The following is a 22,298-nucleotide window of genomic DNA, read 5'->3' as shown; positions in this document are numbered from 1 at the left end:
ATTTGTGTTATATTCTCAAAGCCTAAATATACATTTAAGATTTGAAGCGAGAAAATGCTTTTCTGTGGAAGGAAAAGTTTTTTAGAAAAACAACACCAAAAATCAACCTATGAAGTACATTTTACCGCTACTGCTCAGTATTTTTATTTTTAATCAAAGCATGGCTCAGGATTTTGTCCCTGGTGTTTTGGTGGTCAAATTAAAGGATGATGAGCAGTTGGCTAGATCAAGGCCATCTAATTTAATAAACATTGATAATCTTCGAAAAGATGAAAAAGTCCTTCAAATAAAAGGATTTGAAAATCGAAATAAAACCAGTGAGAGATCCAAGACTAAAAGTCGATTGGATAATTTATACAAATTAGAGATTGACAAAAACATTTCTGAAGAATCCTACATCAACTTCTTAAACAGTTTTGATAATATTGAATATGCTGAACAATATCCAAACGTAAAACCACTCTATGTACCCAATGATCCGGAAGCCCAATTCGGTCAAGCACAGTTCCACTTGGATCAAATTAATGTTTATGACGCATGGAATATAACACAAGGAAATGAGGAGATTGTTATAGGGGTGATTGACACTGGGGCGGATTTAGACCATGAAGATTTGGAGGGGAATTTATATTTGAATACTGCAGATCCAATAGATGGGGTTGATAATGATAATGACGGTTATATCGATAATTATTTTGGATGGGATTTTGCCGATAATGATAATGCTCCTGAAGCAGATGGTAGTACACACGGTACCGGAGTTGCTGGAATAGCGGCCGCTGCAACTGATAACAACACTGGCATAGCCGGCATAGGCTTTAATACTAAGTTTATGCCGATTAAGATTTTTAAAACAGAGGATAATTTTTCCCGCAATAGCTATGAGGCTATTATTTATGCAGCTGATCAAGGTTGTGATGTCATTAATCTTTCATGGGGCAGTACAGGCAGATACTCTCAATTTGCTCAGGACATTATTAATTATGCGGTAATGGAAAATGATGTGGTTGTAGTGGCCGCAGCAGGAAATACGAATGCTGAGCTCGATTTTTTCCCTGCTTCCTATGATAATGTGCTTTCAGTAGGCTATGTAAATGCGGATGACAGCAGAAATGCCAATGCCACCTATAGTGATTTTATTGATCTGGTGGCTCCAGGTGTTGGGATTTATACCACTGAAAATGATGATACCTATAATAATAACAGTGGTTCTTCCTATGCGGCACCCATGGTAGCCGGAGCGGCTGCATTAATTAGGGCTGTTTTCCCGGAATGGAATGCACAACAAGTGATGGAACAATTAAGGGTAAGCAGTGATGATATTAATGATGTGGGAAACAATAGCGACTTTCAATACAAATTTGGTAAAGGAAGGTTGAATGTATTCAAATCGTTGGCTGATTTCGACAAACCTTCTATTAGAATAAGTGATGTCAGTTTTACGAATGGCTTGGAAGAAGCGGCCTATTTTGGTGATACATTGGATATAGTCGTGGAATTCACTAATTTTTTGGAGGCTACTGAAAATGTGGAAGTCCTGTTGACCAGCTCTAGTCCTTATGTCACTATTTTGCAAGATAATTTCAAAATTAAATCATTAGATACTTTTGAGAAAATCAATAATCAGAATAATAAATTTAAAGTAGTGCTTTCCGATGATTTACCGGAAAATGAAGCGTTAAATTTCAGGATTCTATTTAATGGCGAATTTTATGAAGATTATCAATCCTTTCAAATTCAGAGCAGTCCTAAAATAAAGCTATTTCAGTTTAAAGATTGGAACTTTGGATTTACGGCAACCGGAAATTTAGGTAGGAGCAGCGAGACTCCATTTGATAATTATGCAGTGCGGTATAATGGCAATAAACTCATTGATCATATGGGGCTCGTACTCTATGCAGGAGAGGACAGTTTAAGAAGAAATACATTGGTCAATGCCAATTCATTTCAATATTTGGATGATTATCAAAGTTTTCAATCATTAAAACGTTATGATGACATAACAGCGGATTTCGATGTAAGAAGCATTTTTAAAGAACATGATGAAATCAGTAATCCTTTAGATATTTACATTGATCAAAGATTTTTAGGATGGGAAGACGAGGGAAACTTATTAATTCATCAGTATCGAGTAGAGAACAGAAGCGATAATAATTATGATTCTGTTTATTTTGCGCTTTTCACAGACTATGCATTAGGAGATAAAATAAATAATTCATTAGAATATGATAGTGCATTACAACTTTCCTATGCTTATGATGATTCAGAAAATGAATATGTTGGGCTAAGTTTATTATCTGAACAAGACTCTGTTTTTTATGCCTTTGATTTAGGGGCTGAAAATGGGCATCAGAGTGATTTGGAAAATGACAGCCTAAAACAAAATATTATCAGAAATGCATTGACGAACTCATTTTCAAAGCAAAAAGCTGGTGATTTATCGGGAGGAAACAATATCGGAAGTCTGCATGGAATTCTAATTCCAAATTTCAATGCGGCTAGTTTACAAACGGTTTCTTTTGCGGTTATGAGAGCAGAGAATTTAGATGATTTAAAGGCACTTGTTCAAAAAGCCAAAGATAAGGATTCATTAAGTTATACATTGCCTCCTTTTGGCAAACAATATTTTATCTGCAAAGATGAAAGTCCTGTTATTACTTCTCCTGAAAAATCTGAATATGATGTTTATGCATCTGCAACTGTTGACACCGTGCTTTATTCTGGAACAGAATTTGAAGTCGGAACAATCTCCAATGACACTACCTTTTACATATCGGAAAGAGATTCCCTTGGAGTTAGAAGTATAAGAAAAAGGTTTGTTATTTCCATTCGAAAGCCTACTGCCTCATTCTTATTGCCTAATGAACCGATTTTACTTGATGCGGAAGAGACCAATAGTTTTAAATTTACCGATCAAAGTGAAGATGCTGAAAGTTGGCATTGGAGTTTTAGCAATGGTTTTACTTCCACTAAGCAAAATCCAAATATAGTATTTGATTCAGCAGGGATTTATAGTGCAGAATTAATCATTACTAACAGTATTGGTTGCAAGGATACTTTAGTAAAGTCATTTGAAGTTTTTCAAAGAGCCGTAAAGCCAAATATCAAGGATGTAGAAATTTGTATGAAGGATGATTTAGTAGTTCATCATCCGGATATTGATGAAATTACTGTTTATGCAGACAGCCTTTTGGAAAATCAATTATTCAAAGGATCTGAAATGGTGATTGAAAGTATCATGAATGACACTATTCTCTATATAAGAAATGAATCAGGAGAATATCCTTCAAAACCCATAAAATTTGAGGCTTCAGTAATTCAACTTAAGGCAAAAATGGAAGTCAGTCTTGATATGGAATCGGATAATCAAGAAATGAGAGGAGTGGCCAAAAGCAAGAGCGAGTTAGCGAAGGAATTGGTTTGGATGATAAAGGATGACACAATAGGCACTGATAATGAAATTTATTTTGATTTACTGAAACTTAAGGACGGGGTTCTGAAATTATTTGCAATATCCGAGTCTGGTTGTGTGGATTCTACACTCTTTGAGACTTCCGCCAGTCCAAATCCTGAATTTGAGAATTATTATTTATGCCAAAGTGAAAGTGTAGTATTATCTGCCTTAAATTCAGATAATATTTACTATTTTGAAGATGAGGAATTGAACCAATTGATAGGAAAAGGAGCCGAAGTAAATATTGAGTCTGTGGATGGCAATATGAGTGTATTTGCTATAAATGTTGAAAATATTCATCCGTCTGAAGTAGTGGAAGTGCCGATTTTTGTTAGTGATTTAACCGCTGAATTTACTTTATCGCATGATACAATAAACTTAGCTTTTGAGAATGAAATTCAATTGAAATCAATTTCAGAATCTGCAGATTCATGGACTTGGAAAATCAATAATCAATCGATAGGTCAGAATCCAGTAATTAAACATCAACTTTCTGAAGCAGGTGTATTTGATATTCAATTGTCTGTTAGCGATACTTTGGGATGTGAGGAAACAAGCAAGAGACAAATTGTGGTTTTTAATGATCCTTTATTGGGAAATAAGAATGAGTTAAAATCATATTTTTCAATTTATCCCAATCCTGCTGACAAATTAGTGCACTTAACAGGAAAAAATCAATTCAAATTTGATTCCTACAGTGTTATCGATACAAAAGGCAAAGAAGTGATGAAATCAAAAAATGATTTACCCCTTTTGCAAACTGAAATTATAGATGTATCGGAATTAAAACAAGGCCCTTATTATTTGATTATTAGAAAAGGAAAACAAGAGGCTTCATTTTTATTTGTTATAAGCCGTTAAAAGTATTTGTAAACATGAAGGATATATATGCAGAATTAATCTCTGTAGGGGATGAGATTTTATATGGTCAAACTTTAGACACAAACTCGTATTTTATAAGTGCTGAGTTAGATAAATTGGGCATTCGGGTAAAAAGAAAAGTTACGGTAGCCGATAATCAAGAAGCAATGATGCGTGCTTTTAAAGAAGCTGAGGATAATGCTGATATCATCATCATTACCGGAGGACTAGGCCCTACCAAAGATGATCTGACCAAACCCCTGTTGGCGAAATATTTTGATTCCGGCATGAAACTTCATGAGGATATTTTGGAGGATTTAAGAAAACGATTTGCTAAAAGAGGTAGGGAACTTAATGAATTAAATAAAGGTCAGGCCGAATTACCTGAGAAATGCACCCCAATTGAAAATAAATATGGCACTGCTCCTGGGATGTGGTTTGAGAAGGAAGGGAAGGTTTTTATTTCAATGCCCGGTGTTCCCAAGGAAATGAAATACATGATGGAGGACACTGTATTGCCAAAATTTAAGGAGATTTTTAAAACACCGGTGCTTATTCATAAAATGGTCAAAACAGTAGGGATTCCGGAAAGTATATTGGCAGAAAGATTGGAAGAATGGGAAAATAATCTCCCCAATGAAATTAAATTGGCCTATTTACCTGGATTAAATCAGGTGAAAATGAGATTGACTGCATCAGGTGAGGATGAAAAATACCTTCAGAAATTAATAGATCAGGAAGTAGATAAGCTGTATGAACAAGTTGGTAAATATATTTATGGTACTGATGAAAGCAATTTAGCAAGTAAAATAGGGGAGTTGTTGAATGAGAAAAAGTTGACCTTGGCTTGTGCTGAAAGTTGTACTGGCGGATATATAGCTCATTTGATCACTTCCAATTCCGGAAGCTCTGAATATTACAGAGGAGGAATTAATCCATATCATAATGATTTGAAAATTAATGTTCTAGGGGTGAAAAAAGAAACTATTGAACAGTATGGTGCTGTTAGTGAGGAAACGGTAATTGAGATGGCCGAGTGCGTTCGTGAACTTTTTGGTGCTGATATAGGTATTTCCACAAGTGGAATAGCCGGTCCAACAGGTGCAACAAAGGACAAACCAGTGGGTACAACTTGGGTTGCTTTGGCAGATGGAAAGAATACCCAAACGAAATTGTATCATTTTCAGTTTGATAGGCAAAGTAATATCGAGATAACATCTAATTCATTATTAAATTTGGTTCGACAAACTTTAAGCTCAAAATAATTGAGAAAAAGTTTATAAATGCTAATTTTGTACAAATTTGATTTGGTTTTGTTATGTGGGCAAACCTGTCAAGTTTTTTAATTTTACACTGAAGCAAATACTAAAACTATTTGTTTGAATCAAACAAGATAAACCTGACAGGTTTTTATAGGTTCGAAAAAGGAAAACGTCCTTTGAAGATTGATTGTATTTCAATGCTCTTGATTTGTTCCTAGCTGTTCAGACACAGCTCTTGGCGATGATTGGGTAGTAAGACAAAATATAATTAAATTACGAAAAGTTTTTTCATTTCAATAAACGACTAATTATTACATGGCAACGGTAGAAATGGTAATGCCCAAAATGGGCGAAAGTATAATGGAAGCAACAGTGCTCACTTGGTTGAAAAAAGAAGGTGACACTATTGAAGAAGATGAATCAGTATTGGAAGTAGCCACGGATAAGGTGGATACTGAAGTTCCTGCCTTAGAAGCAGGTGTCTTAAAACAAATATTGGTTCAGGAAGGTGACATAGTAGCAGTTGGTAAACCAATTGCCATTATTGAAACTGAGGGCGGATCTGCTGCTGCCGATAATGGTGCTACTACAAAAACTGAAGAAAAAGAGGAAGCTGCACCTGCATCCGCTGAAAAGAGTACTTCTTTAGCAACTTCAACTAATGGACATGACATAGCGGCAAGATCAGAGTCAGGCCGATTCTATTCTCCTCTGGTAAGAAACATTGCCAAGGAAGAAAACATCCAAATGGCTGAATTGGAATCAATTTCCGGTACGGGAAAAGATGGTAGGGTTACCAAAAAAGATATTTTATCATATTTAGATAATAGAGGTGAGGCTCCTGCTCAAACGCCTAGCCAACCAGCGCAAAGTGCTACTCAATCAGCACCAAGCTCACAGCCTGCAGCTCAACCAGCTCCGCAAGGTGTTCCTGTAAGTATTTCTGGTGATGATGAAATCATAGAGATGGATAGAATGCGTAAGATGATTGCCGGCAGAATGGTAGATTCTAAGCGTATTTCTCCGCATGTGACTTCCTTTGTTGAAGCAGATATGACCAGCGTTGTTCAGTGGAGAAACAAACACAAAAACACTTTCAAAGAGCAAGAAAATGGAAATCTAACCTTCACCCCAATTTTCATTGAGGCAGTTGTAAAAGCCATTAAAGATTATCCAATGATCAATATTCAGGTGGATGGTGATAAAATTATTAAAAAGAAGCACATCAATATTGGAATGGCTGTAGCCCTGCCAAGCGGTAATTTGATTGTACCGGTGATTAGAGATGCTGATCAGTTGAACATTAGAGGATTGGCCAATAAAGTGAATGATTTGGCCAGAAGGGCACGGGATGGCAAATTAAAGGCTGAAGAACTCGAAGGTGGAACATTTACCATTTCCAATGTAGGATCATTCGGTAATGTAATGGGTACACCAATTATCATGCAACCACAAGTCGGGATTTTAGCTTTGGGAGCCATTGTTAAGAAGCCTGCTGTTCTGGAAACTCCTCAAGGAGATGTGATTGCAGTTAGGCATAAAATGTTCCTATCCCACTCTTATGACCATAGAGTAGTAGATGGCTCATTAGGAGGAATGGTGGTGAGAAGAGTAGCTGATTACTTAGAAAAATGGGATGTTAAGAAAGATTTATAATTGATAATTTGATTTAATGGATTGATTTAAAAAGGACTGTTTTGGCAGTCCTTTTTTTATTTAAGAGAATTCCAAAAAACCATTTGATCTTCTGTCGGTTTCAATACCAAAAGCTAGTTATGAAAAAGCTATCATTATCTATTTTCTTCTTCATGTATTTTTTTGGATGTACAGCACAAACTGTTGAATCCGATCAAAATTATACATATAAATCCGGAGATCGATTTGGAACCGGAAAATGGTATATGGGCAGGGAAATTGCTTATGTGATGGGTTATCAGGGTATCAATTGGCTGGAACGATCTGAAAGAGAACAGGAAGAAAACACCACAAGACTATTGAAGAATATGGATATTCAGCCAGATGATATCATTGCAGATATTGGGGCTGGTTCAGGCTATCATGTTTTTAAGATGGCTCCTAAAGCCAAAAATGGACTGGTCTATGCTATAGATATTCAAGAAGAGATGCTTCAAGCAATTAGAGAAAAGAATTCTGAAGTAGGTCTCAATAACATCAAGTTAGTAAAAGGAACTGATAAAAGCGTGAATTTGCCGGATAATTCAATTGATAAGGTATTGATGGTGGATGTTTATCATGAGTTTAGTTACCCAGTTGAAATGTTGGCATCCATTAAGAAATCATTAAAAACAAATGGAAAAATTTTTCTGATAGAATATAGGGCAGAGGATGATAGTGTTCCAATAAAGCGATTACACAAGATGAGCGAGGAACAGGCGGTTAAAGAATTTGAGGCATCTGGTTTTAGGTTGCAAAAGAATATTGATAATCTTCCTTGGCAGCACTGCATGATATTTGTACTGGACTAATCATTAATTTCAAATCTCTTCAAGTGACTGTTTATACATATTATAAAATAATAAAGGAAAGAAAGTAAATGCTAAAATCGAAAATGAAATTCCTAAGCTAATATTAGCTGAAAAAGTATCGATGAACCTTATCCAGGTTGATATGATGAAAATGACCAGTGCTGACTGTCCAAAAATCCACTGGAATAGAATTCTATTCTTTATCAATTTATGCTCTTTCCACTGATAAAGAAATATTAAAGGAATACAAATCAGCCCAACTATAGTTCCTCCTGAGTAGAGCAATACGTATGAATAGGGAATTTTCAATGTAAAGAAGAAAAACCCTAACATAAATATAAAACTAAATAGCCAGGCTGAAATTTGAATGATTTTTTTCATACTCCTCATTGGCTTGTAGCCTCTTCTTGACTTGATTTAAACATTCTGAAAAATAGGAAAGGTAAAAATAGAATTCCAAATATAATCATCCCCAATCCTAATAATACCATTGCACCAGGAAGGTGAAGTACTTTAAAACAACTTCCAACTAAAATTAACATTAAGCTTAGTGTACCAAATATCCATTTTAATTTTTCTGACATAAGTTTAAAAACCTTGTCTTTAAATTTATTAAATAGCAATAACGGCAAGAATATAAATGATATTCCCATTAAACCTATTAACAACAAAAGTGCTGCTCCTGGGAAATGCATTATTTTGAAAAATGCTCCCGCAGTTGTCGAAAGGGCAAATAAATAGCCCGAAATGTAAGTGAACTGTTTCATAAGTATTAGTTTTTTATGGTTTAATAAAAAGAAAGTTTCGTATTGTATTTCTTCAAATCCATTGGGAGTAGTTTGCTGATAGGCTACATGGTAGGCTTCATCAAAGGATTTTCCTTCTTGCATTTCTAATTCAACTAGACAACAAAAATGGTCAATTAGGTCGTCCTGAACTTCCTTTTGAGAAATCTCACTATTTTGAATTTTTTTGCTGATAAAAGAAAATTGCTCATCAGAAATCATAGTGCAGGAGTAGGTTTGTTATCTGTAAAAACTATTTTATTCAACGTCTCCATGAAATCTTCTAATTCTTTCACTACCAGTTTTTTCTCTCCTTTACCTTTAGGAGTAAGTGTGTAGTATTTTCTTATTCGTTTTCTGATTTTCACTTCTTCGGTGGTTAATATGCCATCTTTTAAAAGTTTGTGTAGAGTAGGGTAAAGGCTCCCATCTTTAATAAGAATTTTACCATCTGAAATATCCTTTACCTTCTGGCAGATTTCATAGCCGTACATTTTTCCGTTTTCTTCCAGGAGTTTTAAAATGATAACTCCCAACGTGCCTTTTAATAGTTCTTTTGAATACATAGTACAAATATACATCAAAATATGATGTATCAAAATAAAATGTTAATTTATTTGGTATTATAGAATGAATACAGTTGGGAAAAATGATATAGAATGGTTTTAAACAGATTTGGATTACGATTAGAAGCTATTATATTTAAACTTATTTATTGAAAACTATCGATTATGAGAAAATACATAAGGTTTGTTCTGCTTATAATAATAGGTTTATTGATTGCTGAATTAAGCTATCAACTTGTTTCTGGTATGCTTTTCCCTTTTGTTTCCAATTAGTAATACCTATTTATTTTAAATATTTGTGAATCTCTTCTAGGTTAGTACTATTAAATTCTTTTACATATTTACCTGCAGGGTCAATTAGCACATAAGTTGGATATCCACCAACATTAAAATAGGAGGGCAGTTCAGAATTTCCATCCACTAAAGTTTGGGCATACTCTTTTTTAAATTTATCAATTGCATTCAAAAATCTTTCTTCTGTATCAACTGGATCAATTCCTATTATACTGAGATTTTCATTCTCATTATCTAAACTGTTTAGTTGGGGTACAGCTTTGAGACAAGGAGTGCAGCCAGAAAACCAAAAATCAAGCAATAGATATTGGCCTTTATAATCAGATAATTTCTTTGCTGGCTGGTTTATTAAATCAAATTTAAAGTCTGGTACTGTTTCTCCTTTCAATAATTGATTCATTTTACCTTCTAGTAATTGAGCAAATTTTAGAATAGTAGGATTTACTGGGCCATTTAGTATTTTCCTCAACGTGTGGTTAATCAAACTATCATTCGGTTCAAAAGAAAAAGAACCGTAAAGTAATTCGTTGATCATAGCTAATTCCACGAACTGTTGCAGTGTATCATCAGGGACGTATTTTGCGTCATCCAAAAAATAAAGTGTAGGTTTAGAAGGGGGGATGTTACTGTCTCTAAATTTAAGTTTATTAATTTTTATGGGGTAAATTTCTTTTACAAAAACAATAAAAGCCTTGTTTTTAAATGGAAGTCCTTTATCAATAACTTCTCCTTCAAATTCCTTGAATTCTTTAGAACTTTCTAGAGTATTAAAATGTAATTGTTTTAATTCATAGAATAGAATTTGTTCGGCATATTCTGTTAGCTCGTTCGACTCTACTAAATTCTTAATTTCTTCAATATATTTTTCATAATTTGAATCATAATTTCTCTTTCGATTCCCTAATAAATTTGTGTTCTGTTTTTGAAAATCTTCAAACTCTTTTTGAATCTCTCTAAGTAAATAGTTCAAGGAATCTTCTGATTCTACTTTTAACTTCCCGTTTTCTAATCCTAAATCATAAATAAATCCTGGCTGTAAATAAATTCCATAAGTATTATCGGAAACTTTTAAATTATAAAAATCAGCAGTTTCCAATTCAAAAACATATTCATCACTTTGGGGTTTAATCTCATTAAAAGCATAATATTCTGGAATAAAATGCTGATGAGTTTTTTCCAAAATCAGCGTTTCATTTTGCCATTCATTTGTTGAAAACTTAATTTTCGTTTTCTTTTGTGCCTGAGTTTGGCAGATTAACAATAGATTAATGGAAATTAAGCTTAGAATTAGGCGCATTTTCGTTAATTTGTTGTTTAAGGTTAAGTTCAAACCCCAAACTAAAATTTTCTTCTTTATCGAACAAAAAAGCCAAAAGCTTTTTTAAATTTAGAAATTGAATCATTTTCCATGGCAATAGATAGAATATCTTCATTAATTAATAAAAGTAATTTAGTAAGCAGGGATTTAAGCTGGTTGCAATTCAATTATAGAGTACTGGATTTGGCCCGAAAGCCGAACCGTACCATATTCGAAAGGCTTAAATTTTTGGCCATTACTGCATCCAATTTGGATGAGTTTTTCATGATACGGGTAGGTTCACTTTATAATTATATAGATTATGGAAGAGAACGTATAGATTATTCTGGCTTGCGTGAATTACCTTTCCGTAAAAAGCTGTTGACAGAGTGTCAAAATTTTGTGAAATCTCAAAACAAGCTTTTTGAGGATGAGTTAGAGCCAATTTTTGAGGAAAATAACTTTAAAATAGCGGAACTAAGTGATTTATCTGCAAATGAGCTTAAGAAAGCCAATAGCTTTTTTGATAAAATCATATTCCCAATGCTTACGCCCATGGTTTATGATAATTATCACACTTTCCCCATTCTGATGAACAAACTGCTGATTTTTTCGGTAGTGACCCGTTCTTTTGGTGAGAAAAAGGATAATAAAAAACTTTCCTTTATTCAAATTCCACAGAATATTCAAAGATTTTATGAAGTGGAGCGTGATGATAAAATGCTTTTTATCCCAATTGAGGAATTAGTTAAGGCCAATATTGACAAACTATTCAGGAATATTGAAATCCTTTCGGTCAACCTTTTTAGAATTACTCGAAATGGGGATTTCACTTTAGAGGAAAGTGATGATATAGAAGCGAATTTCTTGGAGGAGATGCGTAAAAAATTGAAAACTCGAAAAACGGGAAGGGTAGTCCGCATTGAAATCGATAAGGATTATGACAAATGGATGATGAAAATCCTTTGTGATAGATGGGAAATTGACAAGGATAATATCTTCAAATTCAAAAAAGGAGATTTAGTAGATTATAGTGCCCTATGGCAGATTATAAAACATACAGAGTTCAAAGATAAAATTCCTGCTACTCCTGATCCAGTACCTCCCTTGGCATTTCCGGAGCATAAATCCGATTCCGATAATATTTTTGAAATATTGAAAGACCGTGATATCTTATTGCACCATCCATATAATAATATTGAGCCAGTAATAGATATGCTGGAAAAGGCGGCAGAGGATCCAAAAGTCTTATCTATAAAACTAACCATTTATCGGTTAGCGGAAGATTCAAGGATCACAAATGCCTTGCTTAAAGCGGCTGAAAATGGGATTCACGTTTCAGTTCTTTTTGAAGTAAAGGCACGTTTCGATGAGGAAAACAATATCCGGGAAGCTAAAAGACTGCAAAAAGCGGGATGCTTTGTTATTTATGGCATCAGCCGTTATAAAACGCATACAAAGCTTTTAATGATTGTCCGCAAGGAAAAAGAAAAAGTAACGCGCTATTTACATATGGCCAGTGGGAATTATAATGAAGATACAGCAAGATTATATACAGATATAGGTTTAATGACGACTGATGAAATATATGCACAAGATATTTCTGAATTTTTCAATGTTATTACCGGTCATAGCTTGCCGCATGAATATGAACGTTTAATCACTGCGCCAAAAGATATGCGAACTAGGTTAATTAATCTGATACAACAGGAGGCCGAAAATGCGAAGGCAGGATTGCCATCAGGAATTTGTATTAAGATTAATTCATTGGAAGATAAGGAAACCATTGAAGAACTTTATGCCGCCTCTCAGGCAGGGGTAAGAATTAAGTTGATTGTAAGGGGGATTTGCTGTTTGAGGCCTGGGAGAAAGGGATTGAGTGAAAATATTACTGTCCGTTCTATTGTGGGCGATTATTTGGAACATTCCCGAATTTACTATTTTCATAATAACGGTGAGCCAAAAGTATATGGCGGAAGTGCCGATATGATGGTGCGTTCATTTGAAAGAAGATTGGAGTCTTTGTTTTTAGTAGTGGATGAAACACTAAAGAAGCAAGTCATGAATATTCTCAGATTTAATTTGATGGATAATGTCAATGCTTATGAAATGAACGAAGATAGTTATTACAAAGAATTGGAGACGAATGGCGAACCTGAATTTAATATCCATAAAGAATTTTTTAATGTGACTCCGGAAATAATAGAAGATGTGAAATTGTTCTAAGAGATATTATGCTTATTTAAAATCATCCAAAAACCATTTCAAGGCCTTTTTATGGTCTTTAAAAACTTTTGTGATAAATGGGGCATTTTCTTCATCAGAATGATATTCATCTACTTTATTGGAGGCAATTTGAGTTATTGGAGATAAGACCGCTTGATGAGTGAATCCTAATTTTTCATATTGTGGGTTAATGTCTGTTTCCAACCAAGTAATTTCTTCCTTCCTAATCATTTCAAGTTCCGTTACATCGGCAAATAAAAGGAATTTGTCTTGGCCGGTAATTTTATGTTTCGATATTTCTCTTTTGTATATATCTAATGAATTATCAATTAGATCTCGAAAAACAACTGGGTTTAAAATACCTCTCCAGACCTCCTTGATATAAGGAATATTATTTATTTCTTCAACAGTGATTCTTAATTTTGGATGAGTATATAATCTCATATTGACATGATTTAATACTATGGTTCAGATGATAAGTTAAAGAAATATTTTTAAGAATGGTACTATTCAATTATTTCTTTACTTTTTTTTCGATAAACTTATTGTAAATCACTATGTTAAAAATTGGGGATATTATCTGTAGTATTGATGTAATAACTCTGTAGAACTTTTACAACCCGATTTTTTAAGGATATTGCTTCTGTGCTTGGAAACTGTCTGAGGACTTATGAACAGAATTTCCGCTATATCAGAACTAGTTTTTCCAGAGGCCAGTAATTTGATTATCTCAACTTCCCTTGTAGTGAAATTAGATAAAAAATCTTCATTAACAATCTCATTTTCTTTTTGGTAAAATTTATTCAATGCCAATTTAATAGCCACATCTAAATTTCTTTCATTATATGGCTTTACCAAATAACCGTAAGTAGATGTATCGGAAGTTCTAGAAATTAAATCTTGATCGGAATAAGCTGATAGATATATAATGGGCGTCTTTTTAATTTTATTGAGTTCATAGGCAGTTTCGATCCCATCTTTTTCACCTTCAATATTTATATCACAGAGAATTAAATGTACTTTATTGGTATTGAATAAAAACATGGCCCTTTCATAATTTTTTGCAATTCCGATACAATTGAAACCTAAATCTTCCAATAAATAGGAGAGGTCTTGTGCAATCAGCAATTCATCTTCTATTACTAATATGTTTTTATGTCCTTCCATATTATCATTTAGTTTATTTACTTAAAAATGAAATTTTGAAGTGATTACCGTCATCACATTCAACACTTATTTTCCCATCTAATTGGTCAATCAATGATTTGATTATGCTGATGCCAAAAGAACTACTATTTTCGAATTGGGATTTAGAAATGCCTTTCCCATTGTCTTTCAACTTGATAGTTATTTGGTCTTGATACTTTTTAGCCGTAAAATCTATCACCAAATTATCTTTACCACTATGTTTTAAAGAATTGGTTACCAGTTCGTTAAGAATTAATCCCAATGGAACTGCCTGATCTAAGTTTAACCGGAATTCATCTATATCCAAGTTGAAGCGAACATCAGAATAATTGCTTTTGAAGGCTATGGAAAGATAATCAATAAGCTCCTTTATATATTCTTTGCAATCCACTTCTGTATATTTTTCCGTCATATACAATTTTTGATGTAATAGGGAGAGCGATTGCATTCTGAGCTTACCTTCAGTAAGCGCCATTTTAGCATCTATGTTATCTGTACTTCTACTGTGAAGGTTCAATATACTTGAAATAAGCTGTAAATTATTCTTGATGCGGTGGTTGAGTTCTCTTAATAAAAGTTCAATCCTTTCATTTCTGAAAAGTAACTTTTCATTTTGGCTTTCAATCTCTTCTTTTTGAGCCAGTACTTCTTCAGTTCGGTTACTGACCAAATCCTCTAAAATTTTATTTCTATTTTTGATTTGATTAAACCGCCAATGCAAAACCAGTCCTACAAATAAAATTATGGTGATGCTCAATAAGGCCCTAAACCAAATAGATTTATACCAATAAGGTAAAACGGTGATGGCTAAAGAGGCTTCCTCTTTGCCCCATATATTTTCATCATTAAAAGCTTTTAATCTTAGATTATAATCACCTGGTTTTAAATTGCTAAAGGTAATTGACTTTTTATTGGAAGCAGGTCTCCATGATTCATCCAAGCCTTCCATAAACAAAGTATATTTATTTTTCTGACCATTAATAAGGTTCAATGCATCAAAATCAATATTGACTAAAAAATCTTGTGGATTAAGTACAATGGATTTAGTCTGGGACAATGATTTTTTTAAAATTTTTGGTCTTTCTTGGGCATTTATTGGCTGATTATTGATACTTAATTGATTAAAATAAACTTTCGGAGGTACTTTATTATATTGAATTTCACTTGGATTGAAATGAACTATTTCCCTGGAAGTACCAAAATTTAAAATCCCTTTTTGATCTCTATAGGCAGAACCAAAAATGAAGTATTCTTCCCTTAAACCATCGTTTTGATCATAATTGGAGAATTTGCCCGCTTTGTTCATTTTAGACAGTCCTGATGCGGTGGCTATCCATAAATCACCACTTTCATCTTCCAATGCACTGCTTATTACATTAGAGGGAAGCCCGTCATTTTTAAAATACCGAGTGAAACTACTGTCTTTAAAATTGAAAAAATTTAATCCAACTTCAGTACTGATCCAAAGTCCGTTTTCTCTGCTTTGGGAGATATGGTTTATATTTCCATTGCTTAGATATCCTTCTTTTGTCGAAGATTCAAATTTGATAAATTTATTGTTTTTCTCATCATACAAATGCAAACCATCGGCTGTTCCTACCCATAATCTGTTTTTTTGATCTTCAGTAATGAATTTCACATACTCATCACCACTATTTTCAGCATTACTTAAATCACTTACAGGAAACGGCTTTAATTCTTGTTTATCTAGATAATATCGATACAGCCCCTTTAAACTATTACCTAACCATATTCTTTTTTTATGATCAATATATATCCTAAGGTTAAAATTTAAGTCTGAATCTTGTAGGTCGTTTTTTAACTGCGTCAATTTTTTATTTTCGTGATCCCAATGGTAAATGAAATTGCCCCAGACTGAAATAAGGTATTCATTTTCGTTCCATCTCGTTATTTGGGTTAATCTATTAACGGTAGATGGATCTCCACTTTTGAATTTGTAAATGTCAACATCATTATGGTTTTCATTTTTTACTATCAAACCTGAATAGCTTGTAATTAATAGTTCGTCCTCATCGTGCTTTATGAAACTTGTATATCGATTTAAATACTTGTCAGTGGTTTTAGGCAAAAATGAATAAAGCTTGAATTTATTAAAAACAGGGTGAGAATGGTAAACACCGCCATTATTGACGGCACTCCATAGTCCACCGATATTGTCTTCAAATACATTGTATATATTATTTCCCCCTATGTTGTCTTCATTCTTTTGATGGGCCTTTACCCAGTAGAATTTATTCTTTTCCCGATCATAAAAATTGATTCCATTCATGGTGCCAAACCATATCCTTCCGGGATTTTTAGGGTTTTCATAAATTGAAAAACAAACTTTGTGACTTAATCCAAGGCCATTATCAGGGCTATTGGGGATTTGCTCAATTTCCATGTTTTCTAAATTGATAACATCAACGCCATCTCCTGTAGCCACCCATAGTTTTTGGTCATCGGTTTCCAATAAGTCATAGATATACGGATGCCTAAGTCCTTTACTGGTGTCAGTAGCCTTTCCGATTAATGAAAATTCTTCATTTTTCAAATCAAAAATATTAACACCTTGGGCAGTGCTTATAAATAGTTTTTCTTGATCTAAGGATAATTTAATAGTTCTTACTGTGAAATCAGCCAGTCCGTCAGCTCCATTGTAATGCTTAAATTTACCTGAGTTTGGATTTAATTTGTTGAGGCCTTTATTAGTTCCGATCCATATATTGCCATTACTATCTTCAGCTATTCCTCTAATTTTATTATCGCTGATGGTGTTATCATCGTTTTTATTGTGAATATAATTTGTAAACTGATTAAGCTTCGGATTAAATTTAGACAATCCGCCACCATAAGTACCTGCCCAAATATTACCCTTGGAATCCTCGAAAAGGGTCCAAACAAAATCATAAGCCAATGAATTTGAATCTTTTACCTTATGATAATAATGTTTGAACTCACTACCGCTATATCTCCAAAGTCCGTTTTCTCCACCAATCCAAATAAAACCTTCTTTATCTTGAATAATACTGTAAGGAAAAGGTTGATCTAAGCCCATATTTTTATTGATGTGCCTAAATTCAATTGGGAATTTTTGCCCTTGCAAAAAATGAAGTGAAAATAGAAAAATAAAGCTTAAACAGAAGTATCTTTTCATACAACAATTATTTTAATTTTTAAATTAGAAAACAATACCTATAAAGCTGTATATTTTCCTTAAAATTTAAGCTTTTTAAAAATCAATAATTAGGGTCTGCTTAATAGAAATGAGTATTTACCACAAAAAGTCTTATGCATGCTTAAAAACTATGTTCCAATAATCATCTCTAAAATACTATATTCATTATATTTTTTAAGTTAGCTGTCTTTAAGCAAGCCCTAATTACAAAATTGTAATCAAAAAAAAGGTGAGCCGTTTTCTGACTCACCTTTTTATTTATGGGAATGGAGTAAATTATTTTTTCTTCTTTTTATTTTTTCCCTTTTCTTTTTTAGCCTCTTCACTTGCTTTCATTGCCTCTTGAAGTCTCTGTTGGAATTTAGATGTCTTTTTATTGGCATTCTTTTTCTTGTTTTCTTCTAATATCGCAATAATTTTATCCTCATCAATCATCCTTCTAATTAAAGTCTGCTGACCAAAAGTGATTAAGTTGGCAATTAAATAATAGAAACTTAAAGCTGCGGGGAAGCTGTTTAAAACAAACATGAAGATTACAGGCATGAAATACTGTATGTTCTTCATTGGCCCTTGCACTGAGCTCACTTGACCTTGTGACCAAGTGATCAATAAGGTAGATAAGGTCATTAGAATGGTGAACAAACTCACATGATCACCATAAAATGGTATTTCAAATGGAAGGCTTAATACACTATCGTAAGTTGACAAATCTGTGGCCCATAAGAATGATTCTTGTCTTAGTTCGATTGAACTAGGAAAGAAATAGAACATGGCAAAAAGTATTGGCATTTGTAGCAATAGTGGGATACAACCGGAAAGTGGATTTACGCCCACTTTTCGATACAGTTCCATTTGATCAGCTTGTGCTTTCTGCATATCTCCACCATGCTTTTCCTTAATCTCATCCAATTGTGGCTTTAACACTTTAGTCTTGGCCATGGAAACATAAGACTTATAGGAAAGAGGGGATAGGGCTAATTTTATCAATAGCACCAAAATGATGATGATCCAGCCGTAACTGCTGATGTATTTTTCCAGCACATAAAAAACATTGATAATAATGTACTTGTTAACCAAACTGATCGGGAACCAGCCTAAATATACGTTCTCCTCAAAATCAGGCGCTACTTTTTGTAATGTTTTATAATTATTAGGTCCAAAGTAATATTTGAATTCACCGGCTTTATTGGTCACCTCAGCTAATGGAATCTCCACTTTGGCTTTTCCTCTTTTAACATAATCAGAGGATAAATCTTCAATATCGGTAGCAAACTCAGCTCTTTTCATTGGGATATCCGTGATCAAAGCCTCCATAAAGAAGTTTTGCTTAAAGGAGAACCATTTTACCGGTTCAGCTACTTCCTCACTGTCATCATCTGAACGCTCACTTAAACCATCCATTCCTTCTTCCTCAGAATAATAGTTCATGGTTACTTTGGTTCTACTTTGCTCAAGATCTTTTTCGAACTTGCGCATTTTCTTATTCCAACGAAGAGTCAATTGATCTCCCAATATTTCATTGGTAAATCCATTAAACGCTAGATTGTAACCAACTTGATATTGATTGCCTGATAGTGTATAAATCTGTTCTATGCTTTTATTAGGCCCGATATTGGCTACAAATTTGATCTGGATTGTATCTCCGTTACTCAATTCTCTTTTCGGAGAACCTTCCATTTCAAAATAGAGGTCATATAAATTAACTTCACCCACAGCAGTATTGAACAACAATTGCTTATCCTCATCCTCTTGGTTAGTGATGATAAGTGGTTGCCCATCAAAAGTCTTAAAATCTTTTAGTTCAACACTTTTAATCCTACCACCCTTTGAATTAAATTGAATAGCGAGTGTTTCAGTATTGAAAGTCGAAATATTTGATTCCCCTTTCGCAACACTAGCAAAAGCCCCGAATTGATTAATTAGGGATTGATTTAAGGTAGAATCATTTTCATATTCAACTGCATCTTGTTTTTGAGAGGCTGATGTCTCTTCTTGCTTTTGATCGTTTTGTTCTACTTGTTGATTGCCTTCAATATTTTCCGGTTGTTGCGGTGCGTCTGCAAAAAACCAAAAATAGGCAATCATTAAAATAGAAATCAGGATAAGTCCTGTTGCTTGATTTTTGTCCATCTAAATTCTAATTAATTCGATTCTGATAAAATTTTATGTTCTAAACTTGCTTTTACAAATCTCACAAATAAAGGATGTGGATTTAAAACAGTACTTTTTAGCTCAGGATGAAATTGGGTCCCCACAAACCAAGGATGATCCGGAATTTCTACTATTTCCACTAAGCCTGTTTTAGGATTAATCCCCGTAGCTTTCATGCCTGCTGCTTCAATATCCTGCAAATATCTGTTATTAAATTCGTATCTATGCCTATGACGCTCATTAATTTTAGTTTTTCCGTAAGCTTGATAGGCTTTGGTGTTCTTTTTTAACTCACAAGCATAAGAACCTAAACGCATAGTACCACCTTTTTGCGTAATACTTTGTTGTTCCTGCATTAAATCAATAATAGGATTTTTGGTCTTACCCTCTATTTCAGTAGAGGAAGCATCTTTCAACCCTAATACATTTCTTGCAAATTCCACTACAGCACATTGCATTCCCAAACATATACCAAAGAATGGAAGTTTTTCCTCACGGCAAAATTTTATGGTGGCAATTTTACCTTCAATTCCTCTTTCTCCAAATCCAGGAGCGACTAAAACACCATGAACGTTTTCAAGTAATGTCTTTACATTCTCTGAATTAATTTCTTCCGAATGTATCCATTTAACATTCACTTTGGTTTCATTTTCAGTTCCCGCATGTATGAACGCTTCCGTGATGGATTTATACGCATCAGGTAATTCAATGTATTTACCCACTAATGCAATATTAATATCAGAGATAGGGTTTTTTAATTTCCCAAGGAAATTTTTCCATTGGGTCAATTCCGGCTCTACTTTATGGGAGAGTTTTAACTTTGCCAGTACCCGCTCATCTAATTTTTCCTTTCTCATTAACAAAGGCACATCATAAATCGAATCTGCATCCATTGCCTCGATAACAGAATTGATATTTACATTGCAGAAAAGTGCTAGTTTTTTTCTTATTTCTTGAGGTAATTTATGTTCTGTACGGCAAACTAATATATCAGGCTGAATACCAGATTCTAATAATTGCTTTACAGCATGTTGTGTAGGCTTTGTTTTTAATTCACCGGCAGCTTTCAAATAGGGGATGAGAGTCAAATTAATAACCAAGAAATTATTTGGCCCAACATCCCATTTCACTTGTCTTACGGCTTCAATGAAAGGTAAGGATTCAATATCACCTACACATCCGCCAATTTCTGTTATGACTATATCATAATCATTTTTCTCAGCTACGGCATAAATATTTCTTTTGATTTCATCAGTGATGTGAGGAATTACTTGAACAGTTTTGCCCAAATAAGCTCCTTCACGTTCTTTGGTGATTACATTATAATAGATCCTGCCTGTTGTGACATTATTTTCTTGTGAGGTGTTGATATTTAAAAACCTTTCGTAATGCCCTAAATCCAAATCGGTTTCTGCTCCATCTTCTGTCACAAAACATTCCCCATGTTCATATGGATTTAGTGTACCAGGATCCACATTAATATAGGGATCTAATTTTTGGATAGTCACAGAAAAACCTCTTGACTGCAATAGCTTAGCCAAAGAGGCTGCGATAATTCCTTTTCCTAAGGAAGAGGTTACACCACCAGTAACAAAAATGAATTTAGTATTTTTTCGAGATGCCATAAGTTATTTTGAATTGCCTGCTGTACTTATGGGATACAAAGGTAGTATAAGCATTTTAAAATCTTCATCTATTTTGGATATAAATCATTAATTTTCTGTTTGGTTTTTGGAAATCCTTCACATTTAGTCATTTAATGATAAATTAAATTTCTATTGTGATAATCTCTTAATACTGCACTATTTATTCTAAAACTTTAAATTCATCCAATTCAGGATAATCCTCCAATTGAGTCCATGTTTCAAGCTCTGTAATCTCTACTGTGAATATGCTTTTATGAGTCTGCGAAATTTTTGCGCCAGCTGTTGTAGTATGCCAGTTTTCCCAACTAAATTTAACACCGCCCACTGGAATAATTTGCACCCACATTTTTACAAATTCAGGCATTCCCGTTTCTTTATCAACCAACCATAAGTAAGAATCACCTGGGGTAACTCCTCCGCTTTTGTAGGAAACCAATAAACCTTCTACATCATTTTCCTTTTGTGGTACATATTGTCTTTCTGTACCTGAATCCCTAATTTTGGTAATTGGATTTAGCCAAAAAGAATCATTGGCCCAAATTGCATAGGCTTCTTCTAATAGTGAGTTTAATATTTCATCTCTTTCAATTTTTTTGCCTTTGGCAAAAGCAACCCCTGTTTTGGAATCAAGTCTGATGAATACATCATAATTTTCCCAGGAAACTTTTGCCCAATGGCGGTCTTTATCCCAAACCAGATGATGTTTGCTAGCAAAATCCCATTCCACAACTGCAAGTTCGTTCCAAGCCGAATCATTCACGGCTGATAACATTTTGTCTGCTAATTGCTCCGCCTTTGCCCCTTTTTCACCTTGTGGTAAATCTTCATCTATAATTAAATACCCTATATAGCCTATCAATCCAATTGCTAATAGCACTATGAATATCCATTTTAAAATTTTCAT

At 33.9% G+C, this 22,298-nt stretch carries 14 protein-coding genes; 5 read left to right on the top strand and 9 right to left on the bottom strand.

Annotation, left to right across the window (positions count from 1 at the left end; all coding sequences use genetic code 11):
• The first annotated feature begins 109 nt into the window (after window positions 1-109).
• The 4 genes from ACFE0M_RS15180 (at window position 110) to ACFE0M_RS15165 (ending at window position 8,063) form a co-directional block, all read left to right on the top strand.
• On the top strand, window positions 110-4,315 hold the full coding sequence (locus ACFE0M_RS15180; RefSeq protein ID WP_434546630.1) for a S8 family serine peptidase: 4,206 nt from the start codon (window positions 110-112) through the stop codon (window positions 4,313-4,315).
• A gap of 14 nt (window positions 4,316-4,329) precedes the next feature.
• Window positions 4,330-5,580, top strand: a complete 1,251-nt coding sequence (locus ACFE0M_RS15175) for a competence/damage-inducible protein A (protein WP_434546629.1) — start codon at window positions 4,330-4,332, stop codon at window positions 5,578-5,580.
• Between the two features lie 312 nt (window positions 5,581-5,892).
• Window positions 5,893-7,233 (top strand): dihydrolipoamide acetyltransferase family protein, encoded by a 1,341-nt coding sequence (locus tag ACFE0M_RS15170; RefSeq protein WP_434546628.1) that lies wholly within the window; start codon window positions 5,893-5,895, stop codon window positions 7,231-7,233.
• 119 nt (window positions 7,234-7,352) lie between these two features.
• The gene (locus ACFE0M_RS15165) at window positions 7,353-8,063 is read left to right on the top strand and encodes a class I SAM-dependent methyltransferase (protein ID WP_434546627.1); all 711 of its coding nucleotides are present in this window, start codon (window positions 7,353-7,355) and stop codon (window positions 8,061-8,063) included.
• 386 nt (window positions 8,064-8,449) lie between these two features.
• On the opposite strand, the gene ACFE0M_RS15160 is transcribed toward ACFE0M_RS15165, so the two are convergent.
• The 3 genes from ACFE0M_RS15160 to ACFE0M_RS15150 form a co-directional block, all read right to left on the bottom strand.
• Entirely contained in the window at window positions 8,450-8,953 is a 504-nt protein-coding gene (locus ACFE0M_RS15160) for a GldL-related protein (RefSeq protein WP_434546626.1), read from the bottom strand.
• Window positions 8,954-9,066: 113 nt separating this feature from the next.
• Window positions 9,067-9,414, bottom strand: a complete 348-nt coding sequence (locus tag ACFE0M_RS15155; protein WP_434546625.1) for a PadR family transcriptional regulator — start codon at window positions 9,412-9,414, stop codon at window positions 9,067-9,069.
• Window positions 9,415-9,697: 283 nt separating this feature from the next.
• On the bottom strand, window positions 9,698-11,005 hold the full coding sequence (locus tag ACFE0M_RS15150; RefSeq protein WP_434546624.1) for a TlpA family protein disulfide reductase: 1,308 nt from the start codon (window positions 11,003-11,005) through the stop codon (window positions 9,698-9,700).
• Window positions 11,006-11,116: 111 nt separating this feature from the next.
• On the opposite strand from ACFE0M_RS15150, the gene ppk1 reads away from it, so the two are divergent.
• Complete coding sequence (gene ppk1 / locus ACFE0M_RS15145; RefSeq protein WP_434546623.1) at window positions 11,117-13,231, top strand: polyphosphate kinase 1; 2,115 nt, start codon at window positions 11,117-11,119, stop codon at window positions 13,229-13,231.
• 12 nt (window positions 13,232-13,243) lie between these two features.
• On the opposite strand, the gene ACFE0M_RS15140 is transcribed toward ppk1, so the two are convergent.
• From ACFE0M_RS15140 to ACFE0M_RS15115, 6 genes are all read right to left on the bottom strand, one after another.
• Window positions 13,244-13,675, bottom strand: coding sequence for a hypothetical protein (locus ACFE0M_RS15140; RefSeq protein WP_434546622.1), 432 nt, complete (start codon window positions 13,673-13,675; stop codon window positions 13,244-13,246).
• Between the two features lie 132 nt (window positions 13,676-13,807).
• Window positions 13,808-14,398 carry a response regulator gene (locus ACFE0M_RS15135; RefSeq protein WP_434546621.1) on the bottom strand — a complete coding sequence of 197 codons (591 nt, stop codon included), beginning with the start codon at window positions 14,396-14,398 and terminating at the stop codon, window positions 13,808-13,810.
• A 13-nt stretch (window positions 14,399-14,411) separates the two neighbouring features.
• Entirely contained in the window at window positions 14,412-17,576 is a 3,165-nt protein-coding gene (locus tag ACFE0M_RS15130; protein ID WP_434546620.1) for a two-component regulator propeller domain-containing protein, read from the bottom strand.
• 297 nt (window positions 17,577-17,873) lie between these two features.
• The gene (yidC, locus tag ACFE0M_RS15125; protein ID WP_434546619.1) at window positions 17,874-19,727 is read right to left on the bottom strand and encodes a membrane protein insertase YidC; all 1,854 of its coding nucleotides are present in this window, start codon (window positions 19,725-19,727) and stop codon (window positions 17,874-17,876) included.
• Window positions 19,728-19,738: 11 nt separating this feature from the next.
• Window positions 19,739-21,373 (bottom strand): CTP synthase, encoded by a 1,635-nt coding sequence (locus ACFE0M_RS15120; RefSeq protein WP_434546618.1) that lies wholly within the window; start codon window positions 21,371-21,373, stop codon window positions 19,739-19,741.
• A gap of 181 nt (window positions 21,374-21,554) precedes the next feature.
• Window positions 21,555-22,298, bottom strand: coding sequence for a hypothetical protein (locus tag ACFE0M_RS15115; RefSeq protein WP_434546617.1), 744 nt, complete (start codon window positions 22,296-22,298; stop codon window positions 21,555-21,557).

The sequence above is a fragment of the Marivirga sp. genome, assembly GCF_051117495.1.
Classification (GTDB): domain Bacteria; phylum Bacteroidota; class Bacteroidia; order Cytophagales; family Cyclobacteriaceae; genus Marivirga.
This window is presented reverse-complemented; position numbering and strand designations above follow the sequence as displayed.

Coding starts and splice junctions, on each gene's coding strand:
- ACFE0M_RS15150 (WP_434546624.1), bottom strand. CDS start 11,005: ATGCGCCTAATTCTAAGCTTAATTTCCATTAATCTATTGTTAATCTGC.
- ACFE0M_RS15180 (WP_434546630.1), top strand. CDS start 110: ATGAAGTACATTTTACCGCTACTGCTCAGTATTTTTATTTTTAATCAA.
- ACFE0M_RS15155 (WP_434546625.1), bottom strand. CDS start 9,414: ATGTATTCAAAAGAACTATTAAAAGGCACGTTGGGAGTTATCATTTTA.
- ACFE0M_RS15130 (WP_434546620.1), bottom strand. CDS start 17,576: ATGAAAAGATACTTCTGTTTAAGCTTTATTTTTCTATTTTCACTTCAT.
- ppk1 (WP_434546623.1), top strand. CDS start 11,117: ATGGCAATAGATAGAATATCTTCATTAATTAATAAAAGTAATTTAGTA.
- ACFE0M_RS15170 (WP_434546628.1), top strand. CDS start 5,893: ATGGCAACGGTAGAAATGGTAATGCCCAAAATGGGCGAAAGTATAATG.
- ACFE0M_RS15135 (WP_434546621.1), bottom strand. CDS start 14,398: ATGGAAGGACATAAAAACATATTAGTAATAGAAGATGAATTGCTGATT.
- ACFE0M_RS15120 (WP_434546618.1), bottom strand. CDS start 21,373: ATGGCATCTCGAAAAAATACTAAATTCATTTTTGTTACTGGTGGTGTA.
- ACFE0M_RS15160 (WP_434546626.1), bottom strand. CDS start 8,953: ATGCAAGAAGGAAAATCCTTTGATGAAGCCTACCATGTAGCCTATCAG.
- ACFE0M_RS15115 (WP_434546617.1), bottom strand. CDS start 22,298: ATGAAAATTTTAAAATGGATATTCATAGTGCTATTAGCAATTGGATTG.
- ACFE0M_RS15140 (WP_434546622.1), bottom strand. CDS start 13,675: ATGAGATTATATACTCATCCAAAATTAAGAATCACTGTTGAAGAAATA.
- yidC (WP_434546619.1), bottom strand. CDS start 19,727: ATGGACAAAAATCAAGCAACAGGACTTATCCTGATTTCTATTTTAATG.
- ACFE0M_RS15165 (WP_434546627.1), top strand. CDS start 7,353: ATGAAAAAGCTATCATTATCTATTTTCTTCTTCATGTATTTTTTTGGA.
- ACFE0M_RS15175 (WP_434546629.1), top strand. CDS start 4,330: ATGAAGGATATATATGCAGAATTAATCTCTGTAGGGGATGAGATTTTA.